Raw genomic sequence first — 26,986 nt, 5'->3', positions numbered from 1 at the left:
AAGCCCACCATCGCTTCCACTCAGGCGGACCGCGCCGCCGCCTCTACCAGGACATGGCGGTTGAGGGGCTTCTGCGCCAGCGCGTCGAGAATGCGTGGCGTGGCGATCAGCGTCGCCCGCTCCTTGGCATCGAGGAAGGAAACCCCTTCTTCGATGGTCTCTGCCTCTCCGACCTTGGCGAGGGCCAACGCGGAGACAGGATCCACGCGGCCGGGCTGCCGCGGCGCCATACGGTCGATCAGCGCGAGATGCTGCATCAGCAGATCGTCATCGGCGACGATGTCGACCAAGCTCGGCGCAGTGGCAACCGCCTCGACATAAGCCGGCCGGGCCTCGTCCAAACGTCCCTGGATGTTGGGCCTATGATGTTCCTCGGGGGTCCTAAGAAGACCGAGCCATTTGATGAAGCGCCCGACGGCATTGGAGCCGGTAAGACTGGAGATCGGCACGGCAAACACCATGCCGGCAATGGCTGGCGACAGCCAGGCGAACAGCTCCCAGCTATCGGCGATCGCCGCCCAGGCCAGCGCGAGGCCAGCCAGTACGTGCCAGCGATGGCGCACGATGAGATCGCGGAGCGGCAAGCCGCCATCGTCGCGCCGCTGCGGCTTCCAGCCGGCGTCGCGATGCAGCACGATCTCAGTGACCGCGCCGGTCTGGATCAGCATCATGATCGGCGCCACCAGTGCGGACACCACCATTTCGAAGATGAAAGACAGGAAGAGGCCGAGGAAGCCGCCCGATGCCTTGCGGTCACGCGAATTGAGAGAGAAAGCCAGGAGACCAAGCACCTTTGGCAGGAACAGCACGCCCATCGTCAGCGCAAACAAGCTGAGGGCTCGCTCGGCGTCGATGCGCGGCCAGGACGGGAACAGCTGGAACTCGTCCTTGAAATATTCCGGCCGGATATAGTGGGCCTGCAGCGTCAGCGCGAGACCGGACAGGATCAGGAGCAGCCACAACGGCGAGGCGAGGTAGCTCATGATGCCGGTGAGGATATGGGAGCGCGATACCCAGTGCAGGCCCCGTCCGCCGATCACCTTGAGGTGCTGCAAGTTGCCCTGGCACCAGCGGCGGTCGCGGACGGCGAGATCAACCAACGACGGTGGGCTTTCCTCGTAGGATCCCGAGAGATCATCGGCAATGATGACATTCCAGCCGGCGCGGCGGATCAGCGCCGCCTCGACGAAGTCGTGGCTCATGATGTGGCCGCCGAACGGCGGTTTGCCGGACAACTCGGGCAGGCCAGCGGAACTCAGGAAGGCCTCGGTGCGGATGATGGCGTTATGACCCCAGAAGTTACCTTCCTTCTGGACCCACCAGGACAAACCTGTTCCTACGACCGGTCCGTAGACCCGGCCGGCAAACTGCTGCAGCCGCGCCATCACCGTCGTGCCATTGACGAGCATCGGAATGGTCTGGATGAGACCGGCGTCGGGATCGGCTTCCATCCGGCGAGCCAGCTCGACGATGGTTCGCCCTTCCATCAGACTGTCGGCATCGAGCACCAGGAGATGATCGTAGGCGCTCGCCCAACGCTTGCAGAAGTCGCCGACGTTGCCCGCCTTCTTGGCAGTGTTGTTGCGCCGCCGACGGTAGTAGATGCGGGTGAAGCTGCCGATGCGCTCGCGGGCGGCCAACAACGCCGCCTCTTCCTGCAGCACCACTTCCGGATCGGTGGTGTCGGCCAACACGAACCAGTCGAAGGCGTGGCTTTGGCCGAGCGCCTCGACATCGCGCGCCATGGCTTCGATGGCAGCGAAGACGCGCGAGGGATCCTCGTTGTAGGTCGGCATCAGCATAGCCGTGCGCTTGCGCAGCGGCTCGTCCGATCCAGCCACCGGCCGAGCGAAGTGCCGGCTGACCAGCTTCAGAAAGCCGAACACGGAGGCGACCGAGGACAAGGCAATCCAGGCAAAAGTCACGGTGAACAGGGCGAGCACGACGCGTTCGACCGGCGTGAGGTCGCCGAGCGCCAGCACCGCGTACATCTCGTTGACGGCATAGGCGAGCAACGCCGCCGTACCACCGATCACCGCGAAACGCTTCAGGAACGACGAGCGACTGCGAGGATTGACCAGACGCCGTCGGTCCTTACGACGAAAGCGCTTGAGATTTTGCGCCGGCATGTCGGCGGGATGTTCCGGCGGCATGCCGGGAGCATATCGCCCACTAACGGCGACATCACGAACTATGCTGTCCATCGGAAGGCCCAAGTCTCGGCCGACTGCCCCGATTCGAAGGCGAGCGCCGCCGTCAGCTCAATGAGCGTCTCGTTCTGGGGATCCAGCTCGAAGCTGAGGCGCATGCCATGAGTTTCAGGATTGGCAGCGACGACGACATTCCTCACCGTACCCTTGGAGGCCTGCACCGACACCTTCGAGGCACCGAGCTTGGCCGGGTCCACGCCCTGGAAATAGCCGTAATCGATGACGAACAGGCGCACCGGCGTCGGCCCGCCGACCCCCGCCCGTCCCGACCGTGTCGCGGTGACATAGGCAGCGCCGGCAGCCAGCGCCGGATCGCCGCCCCAGAACAGACGATAGGCGAAGAAATATTCGGTACCGGCTGGAATCTTGTCCTGCGGTGCCCAGTAGGCGACGATGTTGTCGTGAATTTCCGAGTTGGTGGGAATCTCCACCAGCGTCACCGCGCCGGCGCCCCAGTCGCCCACCGGCTCGATCCAGAGCGACGGGCGGCGCTGATAAGAGGCTTCCAGATCTTGATAGGACAGGAAACTGCGGTCACGCTGGACGAGGCCGAAGCCGCGCGGACTGCGATCCTGGAACGCCGAAATCTGCAATTCCTTGGGATTGGCCAGCGGACGCCACCAGCGATCACCGTGACCGGTGACCATCAGCAAGCCGTCTGAATCGTGAACCTCGGGCCGGAAGTCATCGATTTCTGTGCGACCGTTGGCCGAAAAGAAGAACATCGACGTACCCGGCGCGAGACCGACCTTTTCGAGATCGGCGCGCGGAAACAATTGCGCCTCGACGTCGATAGTGGTCGGCAGCCCGGGCCGAATGGTAAAACGATAAGCGCCCGACACCGAAGGGCTATCGAGCAGGGCGTTGACGACGCAGGTATCCGAACCGGCAGCCGGCGTTTCCACCCAGAAGGCTCGGAACAGCGGAAACTCTTCGCCTTCCGGATCGGCCGTCTTGAGGGCAAGGCCACGCGCCGACAGACCATAGGTCTGGTCCTTGCCCAGCGAGCGGAAATAACTCGCTCCCTGGAAAACCAGAACTTCGTCGAATACGTCGGGCTTATTGAGGGGCGCGTGCAAGCGGAAGCCGGAGAAGCCGATATCCTCGGCGGGAATCGGCTGCGGCACCAACGGCCCGTAATTGAACAGATTGGGGTCGTAGGCAACGTGCGTTGCCTGGCCATTCTCGACGAGCGCCATCTCCACCGGTTCCTTGAAGTAGGAGCCGCGATGGAAGAGCTGCATCTGATAGGGCAATCCCTTGTCCGCCCAAAGGGCCGACTCGGGACGGAAACGAATGTCGCGATACTGATCGTAGGTGAGATTTTCGAGAATGGGCGGCAGGCTGGTATCCGGCGCCTCGTAGGCCTTTTTGGCAAGGGCACGGGCGATTTCGGCCACCGTCGAGCGGGTGAATGGTCCGGTGACGGCGAACTGGTGCTGCTGAGTCGCCGCCAGCGCTACGGCTGGCACGCCGGTCGCAACCACAACGGCACCAACCGCCGTCAGCGCTCGCGTCAAAAAGTCACGGCGATCGATCATGGGATTCCCGACAGAAAGGTCCACAGCGGCTCCACTCGTCATTCACATGGGCGCGGGAACAGCGAGCGGGAGGTAAAGTTCCCACTCCACTACCACGGCGCGGCGCCGGCTCGTCCGGCTTCCCGAAAATGCCCTCTTACCCCGTTGGATTCCAACATGTCATGTGGATACCAGACCGACACGATGGTGCATAGAACCATACGTCGCCAGCTATCGAAATTATACATCCGCGCCCGCATGTCCGCCATGACTGGAAGCGGTTTCAACGAGCTCCACCTCCCCTTCGGCGCATAGCCGGCGCACGCTCTCGCGCGGACAGCTATCGGTGACGAAGACGTCCACCTGGGCGACCGAGCCGATCCTTACCGGCGCCGTACGCTCGAACTTGGTTTCGTCGGCCACCAGGATGACCCGGCGAGCGTTGGCGATGATCGCCTGCGCCACCTTCACTTCGCGAAAATCGTAATCGTAGAGCGCGCCGTCCTCGTCGATCGCCGAGGTGCCGACAATGGCGAAATCCACCTTGAACTGGCGAATGAAATCAACCGCCGCCTCGCCAATAATCCCGCCATCGGCATGGCGGACCTGACCGCCGGCGATCACCACGTCGATTCCCGAATAGGCGCGCATCAGGTTGGCGACATTGATGTTGTTGGTGATCACCATCAGTCCCGAGTGCTGCAGCAGCGCTTGAGCCACCGCCTCGGTAGTCGTACCGATGTTGATGAACAGCGATGCGTCATTGGGAATGAGAGCGGCGGCGGCTTCGCCGATCGCCCTTTTTTCGGCCGCGGCGATCAGGCGCCGCGCCTCATAGCCGACATTCTTGACCGTTGAAGCCAACACGGCTCCGCCGTGCACACGGGCGAGCAGGCGGCGATCGCAGAGTTCATTGAGATCCTTGCGTATGGTCTGCGGCGACACCTCGAAGCGCGCGGCAAGATCGTCAACCAGGACGCGGCCGACCTCGCGGGCAAGATCCAGGATGGCGTGTTGGCGATCGATCAGCATGGCTCTCCAGGGAAAATCGCTTAGCGGGCTCAGTGTAGCTACAAATGGGGAAATCTCGCGGCGGCCGAATGGCGAATGAAGCCGGTCAGCTGGAAAGCTTCTGATATCGCTTGATCAGCCGCTCCCTTTTGAGACGCGACAGCCGATCGATCCAGAATACGCCGTCCAGTTGGTCGATCTCATGTTGCAGCACGGCGGCGTGGAAGCCTTCCGCCTCCTCGGTGGACGCGATCCCGTCAAGCGAGGAATAAGCGACACGCACCGCCCGTGGCCGCTCGATTTCAGCGCTTACGCCAGGCATGGAAACCGACCCCTCCTCGTTGACCATGGTCTCGGCCGAAACCCACTCGATCAAGGGGTTGACGTAGACGCGGATGGCCATGCCGCCCGGTGGCCGCGCCGCGATCACCCGCCGGAGGATACCGAGATGCGAAGCGGCGAGGCCAACAGCGGGCGCCGCCTCGACGGCGGCGACGAGATCGTCTGCCAGGCCTGCGAGCTCATCATCGAAAGCAATGACCGGCTGAGCAACGGCCCGAAGCCGCGGATCGGGATATGTCAGCAAGCTCGTCAACGTCATGGGCGAAAATCTCTCGACAGCATCAACAAAGTCTTACCACCACTCTCTGGGGGAACTTCATAAGTAATAACATTTAATGCGGCCCGGATATTCACAAATCCTAACGGTCATTCACCGCGAAAACCGCGAAGACGCGCCATTTCCACCAAGGTACTGTAAATGCGGCGCCGGCATGGTTAATGGTCCGTCAAGGCGGTCGCGACGCGGGTTAACGAAAGCCTGCCGAAAAGGAAAAAATTGCCGTTTACGTCGGAACGAGGCCTTCAATCGGCACTGATACAAGGCAGGCAATCGCGTTCCGGAGTCATGCAAGATGAAACGCCTTCTCGTCACCGCGGCAGCCGCTTCCTTCCTAGTCGCCGCCTCCTCCACCGGGGCCTTCGCTTTCAATATGAACGTCCCGAAGTCGGTAATTGTTGCCGCCATAGAGGCACCGACCGTCAGCTCCGCCGAGCGAACCTTGGTTTTCCCGCCGCTCACCTTCCTGTCGGTGGCTGGTGATTATGCCGCCCGCGTCCGTGCCGAGGTGATCAACGTGTTCGCCCCCGGCATCATCAGCGGCATCGGCGCCGCCTATCAACGCGCCCTCGGCGCGCCGGCCACCTCGGCCGTGCCGGAAGTCGTTGCCATCTGACTCCCCCGCTTCGGCCGCTGGAACGCGGACGGCCGACAGGGTGATCGAGGCCTGATATCTTCCCCAAGCAGCCCCAACGGCCAGTCCCGTTGGGGCTGCTTGCGTTTGGCGGCCGCCGGCCCAAACCGACCGCCCGGCATGCCGTGATCTGCTCAACCCGACGAAGCCTCCGATCAGGTGCATCTCCTTTTCGATCAGAGTGTTCCATCCGGCCGGGAAATGCTCTAGGGTCCACCTCAGTCCATCGTCGGCATTCGAGGCGAACCATGCATTACGTCGTCAGTTGCATCGACAAAGTGGGGCTTCTGCCCGTCAGGCAAGCCAACCGGGCTGCCCATCTCGAATATGTCAAGGCCAACGCCGATACCATCCTGGTCGGCGGTCCCTATCTCGACGAAACCGGCAGCATGGTCGGCTCGCTGCTGATCACTGAAGCGGTCGACCTCAAAACATTGCAGACGGTACTGGCCGAAGATCCCTATGCCCGGGCCGGTCTGTTCGAGAGCGTCGACATCAAGCCGTGGAAATGGGTCATCGGCGCGCCCGGCTGACGCCGCCGCTACGCCGCGACGGGGAGCACCATGGCCCATTGGCTGTTTAAGTCCGAGCCCTTCAAGTTCTCGTTCACCGACCTCAAGGCAAGGGGCGCCGCCGGCACCGAATGGGACGGCGTGCGCAACTACCTCGCCCGTAACAACATGCGGGCGATGCAGGTGGGCGACCAAGGCTTCTACTATCATTCCAACGAGGGCCTGGCCGTCGTCGGCATCTGCGAGGTGATCGCTCCATCCCACCTCGACAGCACCAGTGCCGATCCGCGCTGGGATTGCGTCGACCTGCGGGCGGTCAGCGACCTCAAGCGCCCTGTCACGCTTGCCGAAATCAAGGCCGAACCTTCGCTTTCCAAGATGAGTCTGGTCACCTCGATGCGTCTTTCGGTTCAGCCGGTGACCGACGAAGAATGGGCGATCGTTCTCGCCATGGCGGAGCGGTGAGCGACCTTGCCCGCGAGCGCGCCTTCATTCTGCGTGAAACCCGTTCCAAAACGCCGCCCCTAGTGCCGGAGATCCGGCTGCGTCTCGCCGACGAGGCGATGGATCTTTGGCAAGCCACCGAGGACGACCTCGGTCGGGTTGGTCTGCCTCCGCCCTTCTGGGCTTTCGCCTGGGCCGGAGGGCAGGCGCTCGCACGCCATGTGCTCGATCATCCGGAGATCGTTCGCGGCGCCCGCGTGCTCGATTTCGCCGCCGGCTCCGGCATTGTGGCCATCGCCGCCATGCTCGCCGGCGCCCGAGAGGTCGTCGCGGCCGATATCGATGCCTACGCCCGCGCCGCCGTCCTGATCAATGCTGACGACAACGGCGTGGCGCTCACCGCGCCGGACACGGATTTCCTCGATTGCGGCCCCGCCGGTTTCGACGTCGTTCTGGCCGGAGACGTGTTCTACGAGCGACCGATGGCCACCCGCGTCGAGCCCTTCCTGCGCGCGGCGCAAGCGGCGGGCGCCGCCGTTCTGTTCGGCGACCCTGGCCGCGCCTATCTGCCGCCCGCCGGCATCGCGCCGCTTGCAAGTTATGACGTGCCGGTACCGCGCGCCATCGAGGATCGAGATATCCGGACCACCCGCGTCTGGCACTTTACCTGACCCAAGCCGGCACCCAGTGATGCCAATTAGCCGGGCGGCTAATGGACTTAAGTGTTTTGACGGACCATACTGAAATCGATTGGCGCATGGCCTAGGGGGGCCCTGGCGCGAGGAGGTTTTAGATGTCCGGTGAGGTGTTCGAGGTGCCGGCGGCGCTTGCCGCGTCGGCCTTTATCGACAACGACAAGTATCTGGCGCTGTATAAGCGCTCCATCGAAGACCCCGACGGCTTCTGGGCATCGATGGCCGGCCGGCTCGACTGGATCAAGCCATTCACGCAGGTGAAGAACACCTCCTACGACCCGCACCATGTATCGATCCGCTGGTATGAGGATGGCATTCTCAACGCCGCCTATAACTGCGTCGACCGCCACGCCGACCGTACGCCGGACAAGGTGGCCATCCTGTGGGAAGGCGACGACCCCGCCGAACAGCGCGCCATCACCTATCGCGAGCTTCAGGAGGAGGTCTGCCGCTTTGCCAACGTGCTGAAGGCGTCGGGCGTCAGGCGTGGCGACCGCGTCACGATCTACTTGCCGATGATTCCGGAAGCCGCCTTTGCCATGCTGGCCGCCGCCCGCATCGGGGCCGTCCACTCGGTGGTGTTCGCCGGTTTTTCTCCCGACAGTCTCGCCGGCCGCATCCGTGATGCCGGCAGCTCGGTGGTCATCACCGCCGACGAGGGTGTTCGCGGTGGCCGCAAAGTGCCACTCAAGGCCAACGTCGATGCCGCCCTCGAAAAATGCCCCGATGTATCCAAGGTACTGGTGGTCAAACGGACCGGCCGGCCGATCGCCATGCGGGACGGTCGCGACGTCTACTACGACGAAGCGGCGAAAGGTCAGCCCGCCGATTGCCCTGTTTCCCCGATGGGCGCGGAAGACCCGTTGTTCATTCTCTATACCTCCGGCTCCACCGGCAGCCCCAAGGGCGTGCTGCATACCACCGGCGGCTATCTGGTCTATGCTTCACTGACGCACCAGTGGGTGTTCGACTGCCACGACGACGACGTTTACTGGTGTACCGCCGACGTCGGCTGGGTGACCGGCCACTCCTATGTTCTCTACGGCCCGCTTGCCAACGGCGCTACGACGCTGATGTTCGAGGGCGTACCGAGCTACCCCAACCCCTCGCGGTTCTGGGAAGTGATCGACCGCCACAAGGTGACGATCTTCTATACCGCCCCGACGGCCATCCGCTCGCTGATGGCTCAAGGCGAGGAGCCGGTAAAGCGCACGTCGCGGGCGTCGTTGCGCATCCTCGGGACGGTCGGCGAGCCGATCAACCCAGAGGCCTGGCTCTGGTACCATCATGTGGTTGGCGAGGATCGCTGCCCCATCGTCGATACCTGGTGGCAAACCGAGACCGGCGGCATCCTGATCACCCCACTGCCCGGCGCCACCCGCCTGAAGCCGGGATCGGCAACGCGGCCGTTCTTCGGCGTAGAACCGGCCATCGTCGACGCGCTCGGCAACGTGCTGGATGGCCCCGCCGAGGGGAACCTCGTGTTGCTCACGAGCTGGCCCGGCCAGATGCGCACCGTCTACGGCGATCACGACCGCTTCGTGCAGACCTACTTCTCGACCTATAAGGGCATGTATTTCACCGGCGACGGCGCCCGGCGCGATGCGGACGGCTACTACTGGATCACCGGCCGCGTCGACGACGTCATCAACGTTGCCGGCCACCGCATGGGGACGGCGGAGGTGGAGAGCGCTTTGGTCGCCCACCCGAAGGTGGCGGAAGCCGCCGTCGTCGGTTATCCGCACGACATCAAGGGACAAGGCATCTACGCCTACGTCACGCTGATGGAAGGCGAGATGCCGACCGACACCCTGGCGACCGAACTGACGCAATGGGTCAGGAAAGAGATCGGCCCGATCGCCTCGCCGGACAAGATCCAGTTCGCCGTGGGATTGCCGAAGACGCGCTCGGGCAAGATCATGCGGCGCATCCTCAGGAAGATCGCCGAGGATGACTTCGGCTCGCTCGGCGATACCTCGACACTGGCCGATCCGTCCGTGGTGACAGATCTGATCGACCACCGCCAGAACCGCCACGCCTGAAAAACAGAGGGGCGGCCCATGCCGCCCCAAACCTTTTCGCAAAATCTGCAGACTTCCTGCCAGCTGCCTCAGCCGCCGCCGATCAGAATACCGGCCGCCAGCACCAGCGCGCCGCCGATCACCACCTGAATGACGGCCCGGAAGAACGGCGTCTCCATGTAGCGGTTCTGGATGCCGGCGATAGCCCACAGCTCGATAAACACGATGACGAGGGCGATCGCCGTCGCCATATGGAAATTCGGCACCAGATAGGGCAGCGCGTGGCCGAGACCACCGAGCGCCGTCATGATGCCCGAGGCAAGGCCGCGCTTGATCGGCGAGCCACGGCCGGAGATGACGCCATCATCGTGGGCGGCCTCGGTAAAGCCCATGGAAATGCCGGCACCAACCGAGGCGGCGAGCGCCACCTGGAAGGTCGTCCAGGAATTCTGCGTGGCAAAGGCGGTGGCGAAGATCGGCGCCAGCGTCGACACCGAGCCGTCCATCAGTCCGGCGAGACCCGGCTGAACATAAGTAAGGATGAACTGGCGACGGGCGACCATCGCCTCTTCTTCTTGTGCCGACGGCCCGACGTTTTCCTCGCGGGCAGTCTCGGCGCCTTCCATATGGTGGCGCTCCTGCTCGGCGAGATCCCCGAGCAGACGACGGGCGCCGGTATCCGAGACGCGCTTGGCCGCCTCCAGATAGAATTTATAAGCCTGCGCCTCCATGCGCGCCGCTTCCTCGCGGATGCGTTCGACGCCAAGGTTTTCGACCAGCCACACCGGCTGGCGGGCGTAATAGCCAGCCACGTGCTCGCGACGGATCAGCGGGATCACCGGTCCGAACAGCCGCTCATGCTCGGCGATCAGGAAGCGGCGATGGCCGTCTTCGTCCTTGACCATCTCATCGAACATCGCCGCCGTCGCCGGATAGTCCTTGCGCAGCTTTTCGGCATAGCTCGCATAGATGCGGGCGTCGTCCTCCTCGCTGGAGATGGCCAGCGCCAGGATCTCCTGCTCGTTGAGGTCGGAAAATCGGCGGCGGTTGCCAAGTGAGTTGAACATCGTTTCCTCATAGATGGGCGAAAGCGAAGTGGACCCGGCACCCTTCACCCGGACGAGAGCGGATGGAAAGCGCGGCATCGTGCAGCTTGGCGATCCGCTCGACGATGGTAAGGCCAAGGCCGAGCGACCCCGACGCTTTTACACGACCGAATTCACCCTGCACCTCGCAAGGAACAAAACCTGAGCCGTTGTCGGCGACAGTCAGACTGCCATCCTCACCAACCGCTACGACGATATCGACGCCACGGCCAGCGTGCTTGAGGCAGTTCTCTATCAGATTTCTCACGACGTTCTGTATCAGCGAAGGTACCAATCTCACCCTCACAGGACCATCGCCTTCGAAGGCGATGCTCGCGCCCCGGTCGATGACCAGAGGCGCCATGTCGGACACGACATCGGCGGCAAGATCGGCGAGGTCTGTCGAGACGAAGGCGGCGTCATCGACGACATCGAGACGAGCAAGGGCCGTCAATTGCTCGAGGATATGCGACAGACGCTCGATATCGGCCTCGGCCCGTCGGGCGCGCGGATCGGCGATCCGGTCGAGTTCAAGTCGCAGCACGGCGAGCGGTGTTCGGATCTCATGGGCAACGGCGGCCGAGAACACCTTCTGTGCCGAAACCATCTCGGCGGTCCGAGCGAACAGCCGGTTGATCGCCTCGACGAGACCCACGATCTCCGCGGGCATGGCGTCATCAATTGCCAAGGGGGACGGAGAACGAGGATCGATGGCATCGGCCGCTCGGGCCGCCGCCGTCACGGGACGCAGCGCCGCGCTGATCGACAGGATGGTGGCACCGATCGTCAGCGCCAGCATCAATCCCATCGGCACCAGCATATGATCGATGATCTCGCCCGTCAGAATCGAGGCGAGGAAATCATCGGGATCGTGCAGAACGGCAACGTCGACGATCACCCGCTCGCCATCGATGACGAAGGCACGCCCCCCGGCGACGCTGAGCGGTTTGCCCGGCTCGATCGTTCGCTGCCAGAAATCCGGTGTGTTATCCAACGCCGGAAGGAAGTGCTCTTGGCACTCTTCGCCACAGTTGGAATAGACGGACTGCCCGTCCTCGGTGGCGATACGCACGAAAGTGGCCGGCGGCAGGTGGTCGGCGAGATTGGCATCGTCATGGGCAAAGCCGGCCTCATCGGCCTCGTCGGCAATGCCACTGTAGCGATGAAGAACCGGCGCTGCCGGATCGATCTTGAGAGCACCGGCCACGCGGTGGATGGAAGCGGCGATCGCCGCGGTCTCGCGTTCGACCAGGATATAGCCGAGTTCTGCGTCGTCGAACCAATAGCGGGCGAAGATTTGGGCCACTTGCAGCAGCATGGCCAGCAGCGCGAAAATCAGAATGCGGCGGGCCACCAGCCCGGCAAGCCGCTTGCGGCGACGTCCGCTCATGACGTCTCCTCGCCGGAATCGACGTCAAGGCACTCCCGCATCAGGTAGCCGAGGCCGCGCACCGTGGCGATCTCGACCCTGCTTTCGCAGCCTTCAAGCCGCTTGCGCAACCGAGAGACCGCAAGATCGAGCGCGTTGGTGGTCAGTTCGCTGTCATAGTCCGACAGCGTGGTTTCCAGCCGACGGCGTGGTACCAGGCGGCCGACATCGCGCATCAGCGCTTCGCAAAGCGCCCGCTCGCGCGGCGGCAACGCAATGATTTCGCCGTCGACGGTCAGCAGGGCGGTTGCAGGATCATAGGCCAACTGACCGGCGACCAGCACCGGCTGCAACGCCGTCGGCGACCGCCGCAGCATGGCCCGGCAACGCGCCAGAAACTCGCGGTGATGAAAAGGCTTGACCAAATAATCGTCGGCGCCGGCATCGAGGCCGGCAATGCGTTCCTCGACAGTGCCGCGAGCGGTAATAATCAGCACCGGCGTCACGTCGGCGGCGCGACGAATGGCCCGCAGCAGATCCAGCCCATCACCGTCCGGCAGCCCCAGATCGAGCAGGATCAGGTCGAATTCGGTCGCTGCGATAGCCGCTTCCGCGTCGGCAAAGGTACTGACAGCGTCGAGACGCCAGCCGGCCTCGCGCACGGCTTCTGCAAGCAGCGCGGCGAGGCGGGCACTATCCTCGACGAGAAGAAGACGCATCAGGAGCGCTTTCTGCCCGTCACCATCGACCAGACCAGATTTTCACGGTGGCGGAGGCTTTCAATGATGGCGGCGGCCGCATGGACCAGCGCCAGCACCATGATGGCGTTGGCAAAGCCGCCATGCAACTCCTCAAGCCAGTCTTCTCCCCAGAAGGCGTCGAGCGTGGTCATCCAACCGGTGATACCCGTTGCCAGAAGCAAGCCCATGAGGGCCAGCATCATGACCGCGGCGGCCGGGTTGTGACCGATATGACGTGGCTCCTCGCCTCGGACAAGCGCCTTCAAATAGGGAACAAGGCGCGACGGTGTCGGGAAGAAATCGGCAAAGCGCGCGTGGCGGGTGCCGACGAAGCCCCAGACGAGCCGAATGAGCACCGCGGCGATCACCACATAACCGGCGTAGCGATGATAAAGCCGGCCTGGCTTGAGAATGAAGAGATTTAGGGAGACGGCAACAACCACCGTCCAGTGAAACAAGCGGACGACCGGATCCCAGACCCGGACCGTCCGCGGCGGCGTACTGCCGCCAGCGGACGCATCGGCCATGGTGTCAGTTCTGGCCCGCCTCGTCGCCGGCCTTCTCGCCGGTGGACGGATTGAACAGCACTTCAGCCTTCTTGCCATTCTTGTCGAAGGCGTAAACCTCGTAGCAGCTACCTTCCACCTTCACCTTTTTGATCTTGCTGTAACCGGCGGCCTCGGCCTTGGCCTTGATGGCATCGATGGTGAGCCAGGTGTCCTTGGCAGCATCGGTGCACTTGGCGTTCTCATCATCGGCGAAAGCGGCGATAGGGGTGAGCATGACAGCGAAAGCGGCGGCGATCAAAGCGGTCTTCATGCGTGGTTCCTCGAAAAACGGGCCGACACGTTGATCGCGCCGGCCCGCTCACCATGGGTCGAGAAACCTGTCGAGCACCTGTCAGAACAGCGGATTGCCCTTCACCTTAGTGCCGGAAGTGCCGCATGCCGGTGAACACCATGGCGATGCCGGCCTTGTCGGCGGCGGCAATCACCTCGGCGTCGTGGATGGAACCACCCGGCTGGATGGCGGCGGTCGCACCAGCGGCAATCGCCGATTCAAGGCCGTCGGCGAAGGGGAAGAAGGCATCGGAGGCGACCACTGAACCCTTGGCAAGCGATTCCGTAAGCCCAGCCGTCTCAGCCGCTTCGCCAGCACGAATGGCGGCGATGCGCGAGGAATCGACGCGGTTCATCTGGCCGGCGCCAATGCCGGCGGTCGCGCCGTCCTTCACGTAGACAATGGCGTTGGATTTGACGTGCTTGCAAACCTTGAAAGCCAGCAGGAGGTCGGCAAGTTCGGTTTCCGTCGGCGCCCGCTTGGTCACCACCTTGAGGTCGGCGGCGGTAACCACGCCGTTGTCGCGCGACTGGACCAACAGGCCGCCGGCCACCGTCTTGGCCGTGATGCCGGGCGCCTTCGGATCGGGCAACCCGCCGGTGACCAGGAGACGCAGGTTCTTCTTGGCACCGACGATGGCGATCGCTTCGTCGGTGGCCGAGGGCGCAATGATCACCTCGGTGAATATCTCAACGATCTTCTTGGCCGTATCGGCGTCGAGCGTGCCGTTCAGCGCCACGATGCCGCCATAGGCCGAGACCGGGTCGCAGCGATGCGCCTTGGTATAGGCTTCAAGAAGCGTCGCACCAGTGGCAACGCCACAGGGATTGGCGTGCTTGATGATGGCGACGGCCGGTACCGCCCGATCGAACTCGGCCACCAGCTCGAAAGCGGCGTCGGTGTCGTTGATGTTGTTGTAGCTCAGCACCTTGCCCTGCAGCTGCGTCGCCGTGGAAACGCCGGGGCGGATTTCCGTCGAGCGGTAGAAACAGGCCCACTGGTGCGGATTCTCGCCGTAGCGCATGTCCTCGGCAAGCTTGCCGCCGATGGCGACGAAATCGCCGGTCTTGCCGCCGAGCACGCTGGCGAACCAACCGGAAATCGCCGCGTCATAGGCGCCGGTGCGCGCATAGGCCTTGGCGGCGAGACGGCGGCGGGTCTCGAAGGTGACGCCCCCCTGGTCCATCTCGACGATCACCGCCTCATAGTCGGCCGGCTCGACCAGAACCGTGACGTAGGCATGGTTCTTGGAGGCGGCGCGGATCATCGCCGGGCCACCGATATCGATGTTCTCGATGGTCTCGTCATAGCCGGCACCGCGCGCAATCGTCTCCTCGAACGGGTAGAGATTGACCACCAGGATGTCGATCGGAAGGATGCCGTGATCGGCCATCGCCTGCTTGTGGCCTGCGTCGTCCCGAACGGCGAGAAGGCCGCCATGCACCTTGGGATGCAGTGTCTTGACGCGACCGTCCATGATCTCGGGGAAGCCGGTGAAATCGGCCACTTCCGTGACGGGAATGCCGGCCTCGCTCAGCAGCCTCTTTGAGCCGCCGGTGGTCAGGAGCTCGACGCCACGGTCCGCGAGGGCACGGGCGAGCTCGACGAGGCCCGTCTTGTCGGAAACGGAAAGCAGCGCGCGCTTGGGGGCGACGCGATCGGGATGGCCAGCCATGAGGATGTCTCCGGGAATGGGGATGGCCGCGCGATAGCACGAAAGGTCGCCGCGCGGAACCCGCGCCCAATCGATTTGGGTCGCTAATCGCCGCTTTCTACGGCGAAAACTGGCGATCAGGTGCTGGCGAACAGATCCGGACCGGGCCGAGCGTCACGACCACGCGACCGGCCACGCTGCCCTTCGGCCGTCCGGGTCATCGCCCAGGCGACCTCCGGTGTCACCCGCGCCCGCCCCGGCAGCACGATCTGCAGGCTTTTGCGGCGACCCAGCGTATCGGACAGAAAGACGCTGTCCTCGAGTTCGGGAGCGATCAGGCCGCAGGTGAAGGTCCACGCTTCTCCGTCCGGCGCAACGAGCAGTACATCGCCGCCGGCGGTGCGGCTGGCCCGGACCAGCGGATGCAGATGGAAGCGGATGGCGAAGCGATCGTGGCGCGGCTTGCGGCCGACGAAGGTCATCCGGTCGGAGCCGACGATCTCGCCACCATCGATGCGCAGGACGAACCGACGCTCGTGGATGACACCGAAACGGTGGGCATAACCGTCGTGGCTGGCCACCAGCGCGATGACATCGTCTCGGTCCTCGCGAGCCACCGGCACATTGCGCGGACCATCGATCATCACCGGGCCGAGCCGGCGGACGAGTCGCGGCGTATCGAGGAAGACACCGGAAGAAATATCTTCGAGCGACAGCGTCGAATGAGCCGGCGTCGAGCGGGCAGCCGAATGCCAGCGCAGATCGTCAGCCGCGCCGCAATTGACGATGAAGCGGTTGGAACCGCTCGACATCTCGAAGGAAAGGCAGCCGGCATGCGCTTTCTGGCTGACGCCAACCGGGGGAATGGGGCCGGCGTCCATCAAGACCACCGTGCCACCGGCTTCCAGCCGCTGATAACCGGAATGGCTGGCGTTCTCCACCGGCCGCCCGTGCGTGTCGTCGTATGCGTTGAGAGTGGCAAGCTGGCCGGCGTGGCTGACGCTCATGCCGTTGAAATGCGGCAGGCTGCCATCCGAATGACGGAAGAAGCGCAGCATCGGCATCATGCGGTCGATGGCCACGATCAACGCTTGCGGCGGGTTGACGCCACGGTTGGAATAGGCCTGACGCAGCGGCAGGAGATCGGTCAGGAGGTCGGCGATCACCGATGGGTCGCGGCTGATGTGACCGCCGTCCGGTAGGATCTGGCGCCGGAGTTCCTGCTCGAGCCGCAGACCAGCCTGCCGAGCGAGCCGGCCCTGGTTGTCGGCCGACAGGGCAAACACCCCGACGGCCACGGCGGCAAGCAGGCGCGGATAGCCGTCCACGGCGTCGCTCTGACGGCCACGCAGCCGGCGCACCTGCCGGACCAGCGAACGCAGGAAACGACGGTAAAAGGCACGGTCGGCATCTTTGAGGATCAGCGGCGACTGGGTGATCCAGGCGATTACCCGCCGGGCCATGTTCTCGGTCTCGTAGGCCTCCGGCGGCGCGTGTGTCTCCTGGGCGATCCAGTCGGCCACCAGAGCCCGCGCGTTCTGGCGGGCGAGCGCGTTCTCGGCCGCCCTGAGATGCCTCAGCCAGGAAAAGCCGTGCAACGCCCGCGTCCATTCCTGCGATGGCGACGGCATGTCGAAGGGGGATCGGCCGCCCGTCTCGACCATCTTGCCCGCAAAGGCATAGAGACCGGCGTAGATGTCGGCGGCGACCGTCGGGTCGGTCGTGCGAATATCCTGCGGCGCGATGACCAGCCGCTCGGGTGTCGATCCAGGCCAACGCCAGCGCGAGAAGGGGCCACGCTCAAGCGCCAGAACGAACCGGCGCAGGGCCAGTTCGCTGGCGAACAGCACCAGCCGGGCCGTGCCGGCGACTTGTGCGCGCATCGTCAGGCCCCCTTTCGGTGCTGGAGCAAGAATCACTCGCCCTCCGGCGGGACCGGAGGCGCTCATCACGGCATGAGACGCCCGGCTTGGTTACCAACTGGTATGCGGAGCCGATCAATTTTATCGACAGATGCGGCATTTCCGAGCGGGGCAGATATCGGCTCGCCCGAAGAAATCTCTTTTCTTCAATAAGATAGGGCGCTTCCGCAGTTCATGAACGCGGAAACGCCCCAGCCTTGCATTCCGCTTTCACTGACGGCGCAACCGCGCGGCGAAGAAACCGTCGAGGCCGGACATCCTGGGATCTTCCAGCTTGAGGTGTGACGGCAGCGTGCGGATAAAGCCGTCCGGCGTGACGATTTCCTCCAAACCGAACACCTCGTCCGCCGTCACCGGCACCACGTCGAGCGGCGCTTCGATCAGCCTGAGGCGGCGGATCTGATCGGGGCCCTCCTCCGGCTCCAGCGAGCAGGTGGAAAAGACGATCAGCCCGCCCGGCCTCAGCAAGCGGATCGCCTGATCAATCAACCGGCGTTGTATCGCGGCCAGCGAGGCGACGTCGGCCAGCTTCTTGCTCACCGCGCCGTCGGGGTGGCGGCGTAGCGTGCCGGTTGCCGTGCACGGCGCGTCGAGCAACACCATGTCGAAGGTGCCGCCAAGCCATTCGGTGGCGTCGGCCTTGATGAGGTCCGCCTTGAGACCCAGCCGGCGGAGATTGCGCTCGAGACGCTGCAGGCGGTGATAGGACACGTCGAGAGCGGTGACGTTGGCACCGAGCGCGGCGAGCTGGGCGGTCTTGCCGCCGGGAGCCGCGCAGAGATCGACAACCTTCTTGCCTTTGACATCGCCAAGCAAGTGGACCGGCAGCGTAGCCGCGGCGTCCTGCACCCACCAACCACCCTCTTCATAGCCGTCGATCTTCTCGACGGCGCCGGTGACGGGAAGGCGCACCGAGCCGTTGGGCAGCTTGACGCCACCAAGGCGGGCAGCCCAACCGTCGGGATCCGACTTCACGGTGAGGTCGAGGGTCGGCTCGAAAGCGTTCATGGCGGCGATATCGCGAGCGACGTCGGCCCCATAATTGGCGCTCCAACGCTCCATCAGCCACTCGGGCGTGTTGAGAGCGACGGCATCCTGCTCGGCGAGGATGGCCGCCTTGTTCTCGGAGACGCGACGCAGCACGGCATTGACCACACCCTTGAAGGGCGCGGCCGCCTTGTCGATGCCGGCAAGCTCGACACCAAGCGCAACGGCGGCATGGTCGGCGGCATCCATGAACATGATTTGAGCGGCCGACACGGCGATCACCGCCTTGAGCGTACCGGCATCGTCGGGTAGCGGCCGCGTCAGAAAGCGGCCGACCGCATCGTTGATCTGGCCGTTGCGGCGCAGCGCGTAGCCGACGATGGCACGAGCAAGGCCCCGGTCGCGCGGATCAAGGCGCTGATAGCGCTCTGCCGCGGCGCCCTGATCGAGCAAAGCGTCGAGAAGTTTGCCTTTCTGGACGCCGGCCACCAGTTCCACGGCGACGGCACGCGCTTCAATGCCTTGCGGCCTCGGCGGACGACGGCCAGCCTGCGGCGGACGCGCGCCTTTGAACGCGCCCTTCTGGCCATCCTGGGGACGTGCCGGCCTGAATCCATTGCCGGCTTTTCCGCCGCCCTTGCGGCCATTGTTGTCTGCGGTCATCCCCACGGTCCACGGTTCGAAGGCCGTCCGGCGGAACCACTCCCACCCCACGGGCCGCTCCGAGAACGACGCGGCGCGGTCCAGGGACCATCTGCCACGGGCTCGGAAACAGGTCGCCGGAAACCGCCGTCATCCGCCATCGCCATCAGGGCGCGGATGCGGTTGTCGGTGTCCGGGTGGGTCGAAAACAGGTTGTCCATCCTGGTGCCAGACAGCGGATTGATGATGAACAGATGCGCCGTAGCAGGATTTTGCTCCGCTGTCATGTTCGGCACGCGATGGGCAGCGCCGGCAATCTTGTCGAGAGCCGACGCGAGCGCCAGCGGATTGCCGGAGATTTCGGCGCCACGCCGGTCGGCGGCATATTCGCGAGTCCGCGAAATCGCCATCTGTACCAGCATGGCGGCGAGCGGCGCGACAATGGCAGCGAGCAACACGCCGATGCCGCCGAGTGGGCTCCGGTTGTCGCTGTTGCGGCCCATCGAGCCGAAGAACAAGCCGAAATTGGCCAGCATGGAAATGGCGCCGGCGATCGTCGCCGTCACCGTCATGATCAGCGTGTCGCGATTCTGGACATGGGAAAGTTCATGCGCCATCACACCGGCGATCTCGTCACGGTCGAGCATCTGCAAGAGGCCGGTCGTGGCGGCGACGGCGGCGTGCTCCGGATCGCGGCCAGTGGCAAAGGCGTTCGGCTGCGGATTATCGACGACGTAGACGGCCGGCATCGGCAGGCCGGCGTTGGCGGCAAGACGCTCGACGATCCCGTAATACTCCGGGGCACCCGCCCGATCGACGCGACGAGCATGGTGCATGGCCAGCACCATCTTGTCGGCGTTCCAGTAGGAGAAGAGATTCATGCCGGCGGCGACCACCAGCGCAATCAGCATGCCGCCCTGGCCGCCGATCAGATAGCCGGCGGTCATGAAGATCGCCGTCATGGCGGCGAGGAGGAGGGAGGTCTTGAAGAAATTCATCTGTCCTTCCGGTCTCCGGCTGTTAAACTGAGCCAGATTTTCAGTACAACAAGATGGTATGTCTCCCCTCTGCCATCAAGGATGCTGGCATGACCGACACCGCCGATAAACCCAGCCCTCAGCCTGAAAAGGTGCTTTCGCCCGCCGCTCGGCGCGCACTGGCCGAGGCGGAGGAGCGCCGCCGCGCCGCCATCGAAAGCCGGCCGAAGGAGATCGGCGGCCGAAACGGCCCCGAACCGAGCCGCTACGGCGATTGGGAGGTAAAGGGCATCGCCGCCGACTTCTGAGACGCGACCATCACTCGAATATCACGAAGCTCTGATCATCTTCACAGTTTGGCCCCAATCCCGCCTTGGAGCCGCCAAGGGAGGCCAGCAGGATGTCTTCGTCCCCCGGCAATGACGCTGCGGACGGGTTCCGGCTCAATCCAGCCCCCCAGCCCCCCGGAATTCGTTTTGCATGTGTTGCGCCTTTTAGGCGCGGCCGGGGGCGCTCCCCCACTGGCTTGCTTTATACGTGTGGCAAACGAGCAATCGGCTGCCATTTGCCGTGTATCAGAGATGTCCAATCGCCGATTGCGTGGCTCGCCCCAAGCTGTTAGGCCGGACTCGCCTCACTCGACGATCAGGTGTTTCCATGTCCGCTCCCGCCGCAATTCGTGCTCCCGGCCTTGCGTTTCTGGCTGGCCTTCTGGCCATTATCGCTGCCTGGGGCTTCCAAATCATCGGCGGCTACCTGCCGTGCAAGCTTTGCCTTGAAGAGCGCCTTTTCTATTATGCCGGCCTGCCGATCCTGTTCGTCGGCCTTCTCCTGTCCAAACGCATGCCACGCCTTGCTCGCCTTCTCTATTTCGTTGGCGGCGCCATTTTCTTGTGCGGTTCGGTGCTCGCCGGCTATCATACCGGCGCCGAGTGGAAGCTATGGGAAGGCCCGTCCGACTGCGGCGGCACGCCGACCGTGGTCAACAGCGCCGCCGATCTGATGGCAGCGGTGAAAGGCACCCGGCTGGTTTCTTGTTCGGAAGCCACGATCAGCCTGTTCGGCCTGTCGTTTGCCGGCTGGGACACGCTGTCGATGATATTCGTCGGCATCATGAGCTGGCGCGGCATCTTCGCTCGTCGCAACGCACTGATCTGACGGACAGCTCGGCGTCGGCAAGAATGGCATTTCACCGATGGGCGTTCTTCGCTAGGGCATTGTGCGGAAAAGTGGAAGCCGGTTTTCCGCAAAACAATGCGACAACAAAGACCTAGAGCAACGATTTGCGTTCGTCAGAACGCATGTTGATCTAGGGTCGGTTATCGACGTTGGGGGAAGAAGTGAAAGCTCTGCGCATCATCGTATGGGTGCTGGTGGCGGTGCTGTTCGGCGCCACAGGCTGGCTGGTATTCGGCGGCCGGCTTCCCTTCATGGAAAATACCAGTATCGCCGCGGCCGACATCGGCGGCCCGTTCAGCCTTGTCGACATGAACGGCAACGCCGTGACCGACAAGACCTTTGCCGGACGGCCACATGTCATCTTCTTCGGCTATACGCACTGCCCCGACGTCTGCCCCACCACGCTCGGCGAATACGCGGCCCTGAAGGAGCGGCTCGGTACGGACGCCGCCAAGGTCGACTTGCTGTTCGTCACCGTTGATCCCGAGCGCGACACACCCGCCGTGCTGAAGGATTATCTGTCGTCCTTCGGCGATATCGTCGTCGGCCTCTCCGGCAGCCGCGAGCAGATCGACGCCGCCATCAAGGCCTTCCGCGTCTACGCGCGCAAGGTGCCCGGCACCGATGGCGACTACGGCATGGATCATACGGCATCGAGCTTCATGTTCGGCGCCGATGGTCGCTTCCACGGCACCATTGCCTACATGGAAGATCAGGACAGCGCGCTTCAGAAGCTGAAGACGCTGATCGCCGGGAGCTGAGCCGATGCCAGAGCAACGCGAGAGCCAAAAGAGCAAGGGCGCGCGGATGTCCGATTATTTCGCTTCGGTCGCCCTGCCATTGGCCGTCATCGCATTCGGTGTGGCGCTGTCGGCGGGATCGGACAACCTCCGCGCCTTCGTCGATCTCTGCCGTTCGGCCCTGCCGTGATTATGGACGCCCCTTTGTACCTCGACCTCAAGGGGCTCAACTGCCCTTTGCCGGCGCTGAGGACAGCCAAGGCGCTACGAGCGCTCGCGTCTGGCAGCCTCGTGATCGTCGAGGCCACCGATCCGATGGCGGCCATCGATATTCCCCATGTCTGCCGCGAGCAGGGACACCAGCTGGTGGCCACGGAAAAGGACGGCCCCATCCTGCGGTTCACGATCGCCAGGGGATAAAGGTTTTCCATCGGAGCTCCAGATCCAAGCGATCTCCGGCACTGGCGCTTCGACTGCCACCCTCTCCCAGACGGACATAGGATAGGTTGTGTCGCCCCTTGACAGGGCCGTCGGTCCGGCCCAACCATAGTTATGTTATAACATAACCTAGAGAGTCCGATGAGCCGCCTCCTTCTTGCTTGCCTTCTCGCCGTCTTGGCGGCTGGCCCCGCCAGCGCCGCTGATCGGCTGCCGGTGATCGCCTCCTTCTCCATCCTCGGCGACATGGTCGGCCGCGTCGGCGGTGACCGGGTCGCCGTCACCACGCTGGTCGGCCCCGATGGAGACGCCCACGTCTACGAGCCGACCCCCGACAACGTCAAAGCGGTCGCGGCGGCCAAGCTTCTCGTCGTCAACGGCCTCGGCTTTGAAGGCTGGATGGACAGACTTGCCGAAGCCTCGGGCTATAAAGGACCGGTCACGGTGGCTTCAGATGGCGTCGTCCCGCGAAAAATGGCCGAAGAAGAAGGCCATAGCGACGCCGAGGCGAGCAGCCACGACCATCAAGGCGTCGACCCGCACGCCTGGCAGGACGTTGCCAACGCCGTCACCTACGTGAGGAACGTCGCCGCCGGTCTCGACGCCGCCGACCCCGAGGGCAAGGCGATCTACGACGCCAACGCCGCCGCCTACATTGCCGAGCTGGAGGCGCTCGACACCGAGGCGCGCACCGCCATGTCGACGCTGCCAGCCGATCGACGCAAGATCATCACCAGCCATGATGCCTTCGGCTATTTCGGCGCCGCCTATGGCCTCGAACTTCTCGCCCCCGAGGGGGTCAGCACCGAATCCGAAGCCTCGGCTTCCGACGTCGCGCGCCTCATCCGGCAAATCCGCCAAGACGCCATCCCCGCGATCTTCGTCGAGAACATCAAGGATCGCCGGCTCATCGATCAGATAGCCGCCGAGACCAAGGCGGTGGTCGGCGGCGAACTCTACACCGACGCACTCTCGGCAAAGGATGGCCCCGCGCCGACCTACGTCGACATGATCAGGCACAACATCGGCACACTCACCGAGGCGCTCGCGCCGAAGCAGTAACACTGCTGGCGGTGACGCGGATTGCGATCCAACAAGTAATTTCGTGCTGATAGCAGGGAATCTCGGCTCAAAATCTCGATTCACCAGAAATGCCACTGGAACGGCGGACTAAGGACGAACTATACCGGCTCAATGATCGCGATGGGAAAGCATGGGGGAATCCTGTGCCCACCCTCGCCCGACCAACGAACCGGGATCTGTCCATGCCGTCCATCGCCACCCTCTCCGCCGGTCCGCTTTCGCTCGCCCTCGGGCTGCCCGATCGCGGCATGCCCGAAATCCTGGCCTTTGGCCGCGATGCGGCGGCGCCCGGCTTCTGGCCTGACGTGCCGCGTTCGAGCCGTATCAACGGCATGGACATCGACGTTCCCTCGGCGGTGCTGCTGCCGGTGACCGGTCTTGGCGCGTTCGGCTGGCCGGCCATCTCCGGCCATCGCGACGGACGTGACTTTATCCTCGATTTTTCCGGATGGACGGTCCGCCACGACGGCGCGAAGACCATTCTCGCGGCAAGCGACGCCATCGCCGGCATCGATATCGAGATCTCCATCCAAGCGAGCGAGACCGGTGTGTTCGGCCTGTCGACCCGGCTCACCTCGACCAAAGACGGCCTCTACACGCTCGATCGCTGCATGGCCGGCAGCTTCCTGGTGCCGGCGGGCACCGCCACCGCCACCCAATTCACCGGCATGTGGGGGCGGGAATTCCAAATTCGCCGCCACCACCTCGCGCCCGGCATCACCCTGCAGGAGAGCCGGCGCGGACGCACCAGTCACGACCGCCAGCCCTACCTCGGCCTTTCGGTTGGCGCGGCGCGCTTCGCCTTCCACCTCGGCTGGAGCGGCAACCATCTCGTTGCCGTCGATACGCTCGATGATGGTCGTCGCCTCGTCCATCTCGGCGCGCTGTTCGAGCCGGGCGAAATTCGCCTGTCCCGTGGAGAGAGCTATCAAAGCCCCGTCGTCTACGCCGCCGAGGACGCCGCTGCGCTGCACGCCTTCGCGCGGTCGGAAATCCTGTCCTGGCCGGGCGGCGGCATGAGCCCGCGCCCGGTCACGCTCAACACCTGGGAAGGCAACTACTTCGACCACCGCCTCGACTCCCTCAAGGCCCAGGCCGACGCCGCCGCTGCCTTGGGCATCGAGCGCTTTGTCCTCGACGACGGCTGGTTCGGTCGCCGCGACGACGACACCACGTCGCTGGGCGACTGGACGGTCGATCCGCGCAAGTATCCCGATGGCCTGAAGCCTCTGGTCGACCATGTGACCGGTCTCGGCATGCAGTTCGGCATCTGGTTCGAGCCGGAGATGGTCAACGAGGAGTCCGACCTCTACCGCGCCCATCCCGACTGGGCCCTGAAGGTGGAAGGGCGCCCCTTCCTGCGCTCGCGCAATCAGCAGGTGCTCGATCTCACGCGGCGCGAGGTCACCGACTACCTGTTCGAGAAGATGTCGGCGGTGCTGTCCTCGCTCGCCATCTCCTACATCAAATGGGACATGAACCGCGACCTGACGCATGTCGGTGGCGCCGATGGTCGGGCCGTGACCACCGCCCAGACCCGCGCTACGCATGCGCTGATGGCCCGCATCCGTTCCGCCTTCCCGCATGTCGAAATCGAGAGCTGCGCCTCCGGTGGCGGCCGCACCGATTACGGCGCGCTGGCCAACACCCAACGCGTCTGGACATCGGATTGCACCGATGCCCTCGATCGGCTGGAGATCCAGCGCGGTGCCAGCCTGTTCCTGCCGCCGGAAATCATGGGTGCCCACGTCTCGGCCAACCCAAGCCACCAGAGCGGTCGGACGCTGTCGCTGACCTTCCGCGCGCTGGTGGCGATGGCCTACCACCTCGGCGTCGAACTGAACCCGCTCGACATGAGCGCCGCCGAACGCACGGAGCTCGCAGGCTTCATCGCGCTTCACAAGCGCCTGAGGCCGCTGCTGCACGCGCCGGGCGCCAATTTCAACCTCGACCCACGCGACGGCCGCTATGTCTGGGGCGCCATGATGCCCGATCATGCCGCCGTCTTCGTGGCGCAGGGACCCTCCATGATCGCCGAGCAGCCGGAACCGCTGGTTCTTCGCCTGCCGGGCGCGCCCGAACGGATGTGGCGGATCGCCGCCGCCCACGGTGATTGCCCCTCCGGGTTCATCCGGGTGAGCGACGGCCAGATGAAGCTTATCTCTGGTGAGATGACCTTCAGCGCGGCGGCGCTGGCAAGCGCCGGCCTGCCATTGCCGATGCAAAAACCAGAAACCGCCCTTCTCCTCGAGCTGCGGCCGATCGAGTAATCAACCATTTCCAACGAAAGGCTGAGCTCTGTGATCTCCTGAAGTTGTCCCGGCGATTGGCGGTGCTAAAAAAGAAGGAACCGACGCACCGCCGTCCGGGAGGAGAAGACATGCTCAGGGAAATGAAATCCGCCGCGCGCAGCCGCTGGATTGAGCGCGCGCCCCATCGTTTATGGCTGCTCGGCCGCGCCGACGCGCTCTTTTCTTTCTTCGAAGCAGGCTGCCGCAATCCGCTGGGTGGCTATTTTGAACTCGACGAGGCCGGACGGCCGATGGCGCCGGGCGCCGATGGTGGCCTGCCGCCATCGCGCAACCTCCATATCACCACGCGTCTCGTGCACGCCTTCGGCATCGCCTCGCTGATGGGCCGGCCAGGCGCCGACGCCATCGTCGACCAAGGCATGGATTTCCTCTGGAATGGCCACCGCGACGCGACGAACGGTGGTTATCACTGGGGCGTCGGCTACGGCACGTTGACCGACCCCACCAAGCAAGCCTACGGCCATGCCCACGTCCTGCTTGCCGGCGCCACGGCGAAGGCAGCCGGCCATCCCGACGCTGAAAGGCTGATCGCCGACGTCACCGAAATCCTGGTGTCTCGCTTCTGGGAGGCGGAGCCGGGTGCCGTCGCCGAGGAATTCACCGCCGACTGGCAGCCGATCGGCGACTACCGTGGCCAGAATTCCAACATGCACCTCACCGAGTCGCTGATGGCGGCCTTCGAGGTGACCAGCGACACCACCTATCTTCGCAAAGCCGTAAGCATCGCCGAGTTGATCGTCGACCGCTTCGCCGCGCACAACAGCTGGCGTCTGCCCGAGCATTTCGACGGCCAATGGAACGTGACGCTCGAGCATGTCGGCAACCCGATGTTCAAGCCCTACGGCTCGACGCCTGGCCACTGGCTGGAATGGGCGCGCCTTCTCCTCCAGCTCTGGGAGCTCGGCGGCCGCAAACTCGGCTGGCTGCCGGAGGCAGCCAAGAGCCTCTTCCGCCTCGCCGTCAGCGAAGGTTGGGACAGTGAGCGCGGCGGCTTCTATTACACCGTCGGCTGGGACGGCAAGCCGTCGGTGCCCGACCGCTTCTGGTGGCCCTGCTGCGAGGGTATTGGAGCCGCCCATTTCCTGGCGTCGATTACCGGCGATGCCTTCTATGAGGAATGGTACCGCCGCATCTGGGGCTTTACCGCCGATCATCTGATCGACCGGGCGACCGGCGCCTTCATCCCGCAGCTCGACGCGGAAAACCGGCCGGCCACCAACCCGTTCTACGGCCGGCCCGATATCTATCATTCGGTGCAGGCTTGCCTGATCCCGCTGCTGCCGACCTCCGGCAGCCTGGTACGCGGCCTGATGACCGATGGCGTCCGGATCTGAAGATCCAACAACTGCGAA

Annotated in this window: 26 protein-coding genes; 13 read left to right on the top strand and 13 right to left on the bottom strand. The window is 64.2% G+C overall.

All coding sequences use genetic code 11. From position 1 onward, the window contains the following. Positions 1 to 20: 20 nt before the first annotated feature. The 4 genes from mdoH to AB6N07_RS03515 form a co-directional block, all read right to left on the bottom strand. Positions 21 to 2,204, bottom strand: coding sequence for a glucans biosynthesis glucosyltransferase MdoH (mdoH, locus tag AB6N07_RS03530; protein ID WP_370676430.1), 2,184 nt, complete (start codon positions 2,202 to 2,204; stop codon positions 21 to 23). Then, positions 2,192 to 3,751, bottom strand: a complete 1,560-nt coding sequence (locus tag AB6N07_RS03525) for a glucan biosynthesis protein (protein ID WP_370676429.1) — start codon at positions 3,749 to 3,751, stop codon at positions 2,192 to 2,194. Before AB6N07_RS03525 ends, mdoH begins: the two co-directional genes overlap by 13 nt. A 219-nt stretch (positions 3,752 to 3,970) precedes the next feature. Beyond that, positions 3,971 to 4,762 carry a DeoR/GlpR family DNA-binding transcription regulator gene (locus tag AB6N07_RS03520; RefSeq protein WP_370676428.1) on the bottom strand — a complete coding sequence of 264 codons (792 nt, stop codon included), beginning with the start codon at positions 4,760 to 4,762 and terminating at the stop codon, positions 3,971 to 3,973. An 85-nt stretch (positions 4,763 to 4,847) separates the two neighbouring features. Next, positions 4,848 to 5,342 carry a peptide deformylase gene (locus AB6N07_RS03515; RefSeq protein WP_370676427.1) on the bottom strand — a complete coding sequence of 165 codons (495 nt, stop codon included), beginning with the start codon at positions 5,340 to 5,342 and terminating at the stop codon, positions 4,848 to 4,850. Positions 5,343 to 5,655: 313 nt separating this feature from the next. Between AB6N07_RS03515 and AB6N07_RS03510 the strand changes: the two genes are divergently transcribed. The 5 genes from AB6N07_RS03510 to acs all read left to right on the top strand — a co-directional run bounded on the left by AB6N07_RS03510 (position 5,656) and on the right by acs (position 9,687). Beyond that, complete coding sequence (locus tag AB6N07_RS03510) at positions 5,656 to 5,976, top strand: hypothetical protein (protein WP_370676426.1); 321 nt, start codon at positions 5,656 to 5,658, stop codon at positions 5,974 to 5,976. Positions 5,977 to 6,242: 266 nt separating this feature from the next. After that, complete coding sequence (locus AB6N07_RS03505; RefSeq protein WP_370676425.1) at positions 6,243 to 6,527, top strand: YciI family protein; 285 nt, start codon at positions 6,243 to 6,245, stop codon at positions 6,525 to 6,527. Between the two features lie 30 nt (positions 6,528 to 6,557). Next, positions 6,558 to 6,971 (top strand): EVE domain-containing protein, encoded by a 414-nt coding sequence (locus AB6N07_RS03500; protein WP_370676424.1) that lies wholly within the window; start codon positions 6,558 to 6,560, stop codon positions 6,969 to 6,971. Continuing rightward, positions 6,938 to 7,621, top strand: coding sequence for a methyltransferase (locus AB6N07_RS03495; RefSeq protein ID WP_370676423.1), 684 nt, complete (start codon positions 6,938 to 6,940; stop codon positions 7,619 to 7,621). Before AB6N07_RS03500 ends, AB6N07_RS03495 begins: the two co-directional genes overlap by 34 nt. Before the next feature lie 122 nt (positions 7,622 to 7,743). Further along, the gene (gene acs, locus AB6N07_RS03490; RefSeq protein WP_370676422.1) at positions 7,744 to 9,687 is read left to right on the top strand and encodes an acetate--CoA ligase; all 1,944 of its coding nucleotides are present in this window, start codon (positions 7,744 to 7,746) and stop codon (positions 9,685 to 9,687) included. Between the two features lie 68 nt (positions 9,688 to 9,755). Here the strand turns inward: acs and mbfA are convergent, their stop codons facing one another. The 9 genes from mbfA to htpX all read right to left on the bottom strand — a co-directional run bounded on the left by mbfA (position 9,756) and on the right by htpX (position 19,903). Then, positions 9,756 to 10,733, bottom strand: a complete 978-nt coding sequence (mbfA, locus tag AB6N07_RS03485; RefSeq protein ID WP_370676421.1) for an iron exporter MbfA — start codon at positions 10,731 to 10,733, stop codon at positions 9,756 to 9,758. A gap of 7 nt (positions 10,734 to 10,740) precedes the next feature. Beyond that, complete coding sequence (locus AB6N07_RS03480) at positions 10,741 to 12,141, bottom strand: sensor histidine kinase (RefSeq protein WP_370676420.1); 1,401 nt, start codon at positions 12,139 to 12,141, stop codon at positions 10,741 to 10,743. After that, entirely contained in the window at positions 12,138 to 12,839 is a 702-nt protein-coding gene (locus tag AB6N07_RS03475; protein WP_370676419.1) for a response regulator transcription factor, read from the bottom strand. The genes AB6N07_RS03480 and AB6N07_RS03475 overlap by 4 nt, the downstream gene beginning before the upstream one ends. Next, positions 12,839 to 13,387 carry a cytochrome b/b6 domain-containing protein gene (locus AB6N07_RS03470; protein ID WP_370676418.1) on the bottom strand — a complete coding sequence of 183 codons (549 nt, stop codon included), beginning with the start codon at positions 13,385 to 13,387 and terminating at the stop codon, positions 12,839 to 12,841. The genes AB6N07_RS03475 and AB6N07_RS03470 overlap by 1 nt, the downstream gene beginning before the upstream one ends. Before the next feature lie 4 nt (positions 13,388 to 13,391). Further along, positions 13,392 to 13,679 (bottom strand): PepSY domain-containing protein, encoded by a 288-nt coding sequence (locus AB6N07_RS03465; RefSeq protein WP_370676417.1) that lies wholly within the window; start codon positions 13,677 to 13,679, stop codon positions 13,392 to 13,394. Positions 13,680 to 13,785: 106 nt separating this feature from the next. Further along, a complete protein-coding gene (gene purH / locus AB6N07_RS03460) occupies positions 13,786 to 15,375 on the bottom strand; it encodes a bifunctional phosphoribosylaminoimidazolecarboxamide formyltransferase/IMP cyclohydrolase (protein WP_370676416.1) in 1,590 nt (529 codons plus the stop codon). A gap of 116 nt (positions 15,376 to 15,491) precedes the next feature. Next, entirely contained in the window at positions 15,492 to 17,237 is a 1,746-nt protein-coding gene (locus tag AB6N07_RS03455; RefSeq protein ID WP_370676415.1) for a heparinase II/III family protein, read from the bottom strand. Between the two features lie 249 nt (positions 17,238 to 17,486). Further along, the gene (locus AB6N07_RS03450) at positions 17,487 to 18,926 is read right to left on the bottom strand and encodes an RsmB/NOP family class I SAM-dependent RNA methyltransferase (protein ID WP_370676414.1); all 1,440 of its coding nucleotides are present in this window, start codon (positions 18,924 to 18,926) and stop codon (positions 17,487 to 17,489) included. Beyond that, positions 18,923 to 19,903 carry a zinc metalloprotease HtpX gene (gene htpX, locus AB6N07_RS03445; RefSeq protein WP_370676413.1) on the bottom strand — a complete coding sequence of 327 codons (981 nt, stop codon included), beginning with the start codon at positions 19,901 to 19,903 and terminating at the stop codon, positions 18,923 to 18,925. Before htpX ends, AB6N07_RS03450 begins: the two co-directional genes overlap by 4 nt. Positions 19,904 to 19,992: 89 nt before the next feature. Here htpX and AB6N07_RS03440 point away from each other — a divergent pair, with 89 nt between their 5' ends. The 8 genes from AB6N07_RS03440 to AB6N07_RS03405 all read left to right on the top strand — a co-directional run bounded on the left by AB6N07_RS03440 (position 19,993) and on the right by AB6N07_RS03405 (position 26,968). Continuing rightward, on the top strand, positions 19,993 to 20,190 hold the full coding sequence (locus AB6N07_RS03440) for a DUF1674 domain-containing protein (RefSeq protein WP_370676412.1): 198 nt from the start codon (positions 19,993 to 19,995) through the stop codon (positions 20,188 to 20,190). 349 nt (positions 20,191 to 20,539) lie between these two features. After that, positions 20,540 to 21,040, top strand: coding sequence for a disulfide bond formation protein B (locus AB6N07_RS03435; RefSeq protein ID WP_370676411.1), 501 nt, complete (start codon positions 20,540 to 20,542; stop codon positions 21,038 to 21,040). Between the two features lie 182 nt (positions 21,041 to 21,222). Next, a complete protein-coding gene (locus AB6N07_RS03430) occupies positions 21,223 to 21,822 on the top strand; it encodes an SCO family protein (protein ID WP_370676410.1) in 600 nt (199 codons plus the stop codon). A gap of 4 nt (positions 21,823 to 21,826) precedes the next feature. Further along, entirely contained in the window at positions 21,827 to 21,991 is a 165-nt protein-coding gene (locus tag AB6N07_RS03425; RefSeq protein ID WP_370676409.1) for a hypothetical protein, read from the top strand. A 2-nt stretch (positions 21,992 to 21,993) separates the two neighbouring features. After that, entirely contained in the window at positions 21,994 to 22,221 is a 228-nt protein-coding gene (locus AB6N07_RS03420) for a sulfurtransferase TusA family protein (RefSeq protein ID WP_370676408.1), read from the top strand. A 159-nt stretch (positions 22,222 to 22,380) separates the two neighbouring features. Further along, positions 22,381 to 23,301, top strand: a complete 921-nt coding sequence (locus AB6N07_RS03415) for a metal ABC transporter substrate-binding protein (RefSeq protein ID WP_370676407.1) — start codon at positions 22,381 to 22,383, stop codon at positions 23,299 to 23,301. 203 nt (positions 23,302 to 23,504) lie between these two features. Next, positions 23,505 to 25,592, top strand: coding sequence for an alpha-galactosidase (locus AB6N07_RS03410; protein ID WP_370676406.1), 2,088 nt, complete (start codon positions 23,505 to 23,507; stop codon positions 25,590 to 25,592). A gap of 110 nt (positions 25,593 to 25,702) precedes the next feature. Further along, complete coding sequence (locus tag AB6N07_RS03405; protein ID WP_370676405.1) at positions 25,703 to 26,968, top strand: AGE family epimerase/isomerase; 1,266 nt, start codon at positions 25,703 to 25,705, stop codon at positions 26,966 to 26,968. Positions 26,969 to 26,986: the final 18 nt, after the last annotated feature.

It is taken from the genome of Pleomorphomonas sp. PLEO (assembly GCF_041320595.1).
GTDB lineage: Bacteria > Pseudomonadota > Alphaproteobacteria > Rhizobiales > Pleomorphomonadaceae > Pleomorphomonas.
The sequence above is the reverse complement of the archived record's forward strand: the minus strand, read 5'-3'. Positions and strand labels throughout refer to the sequence as shown.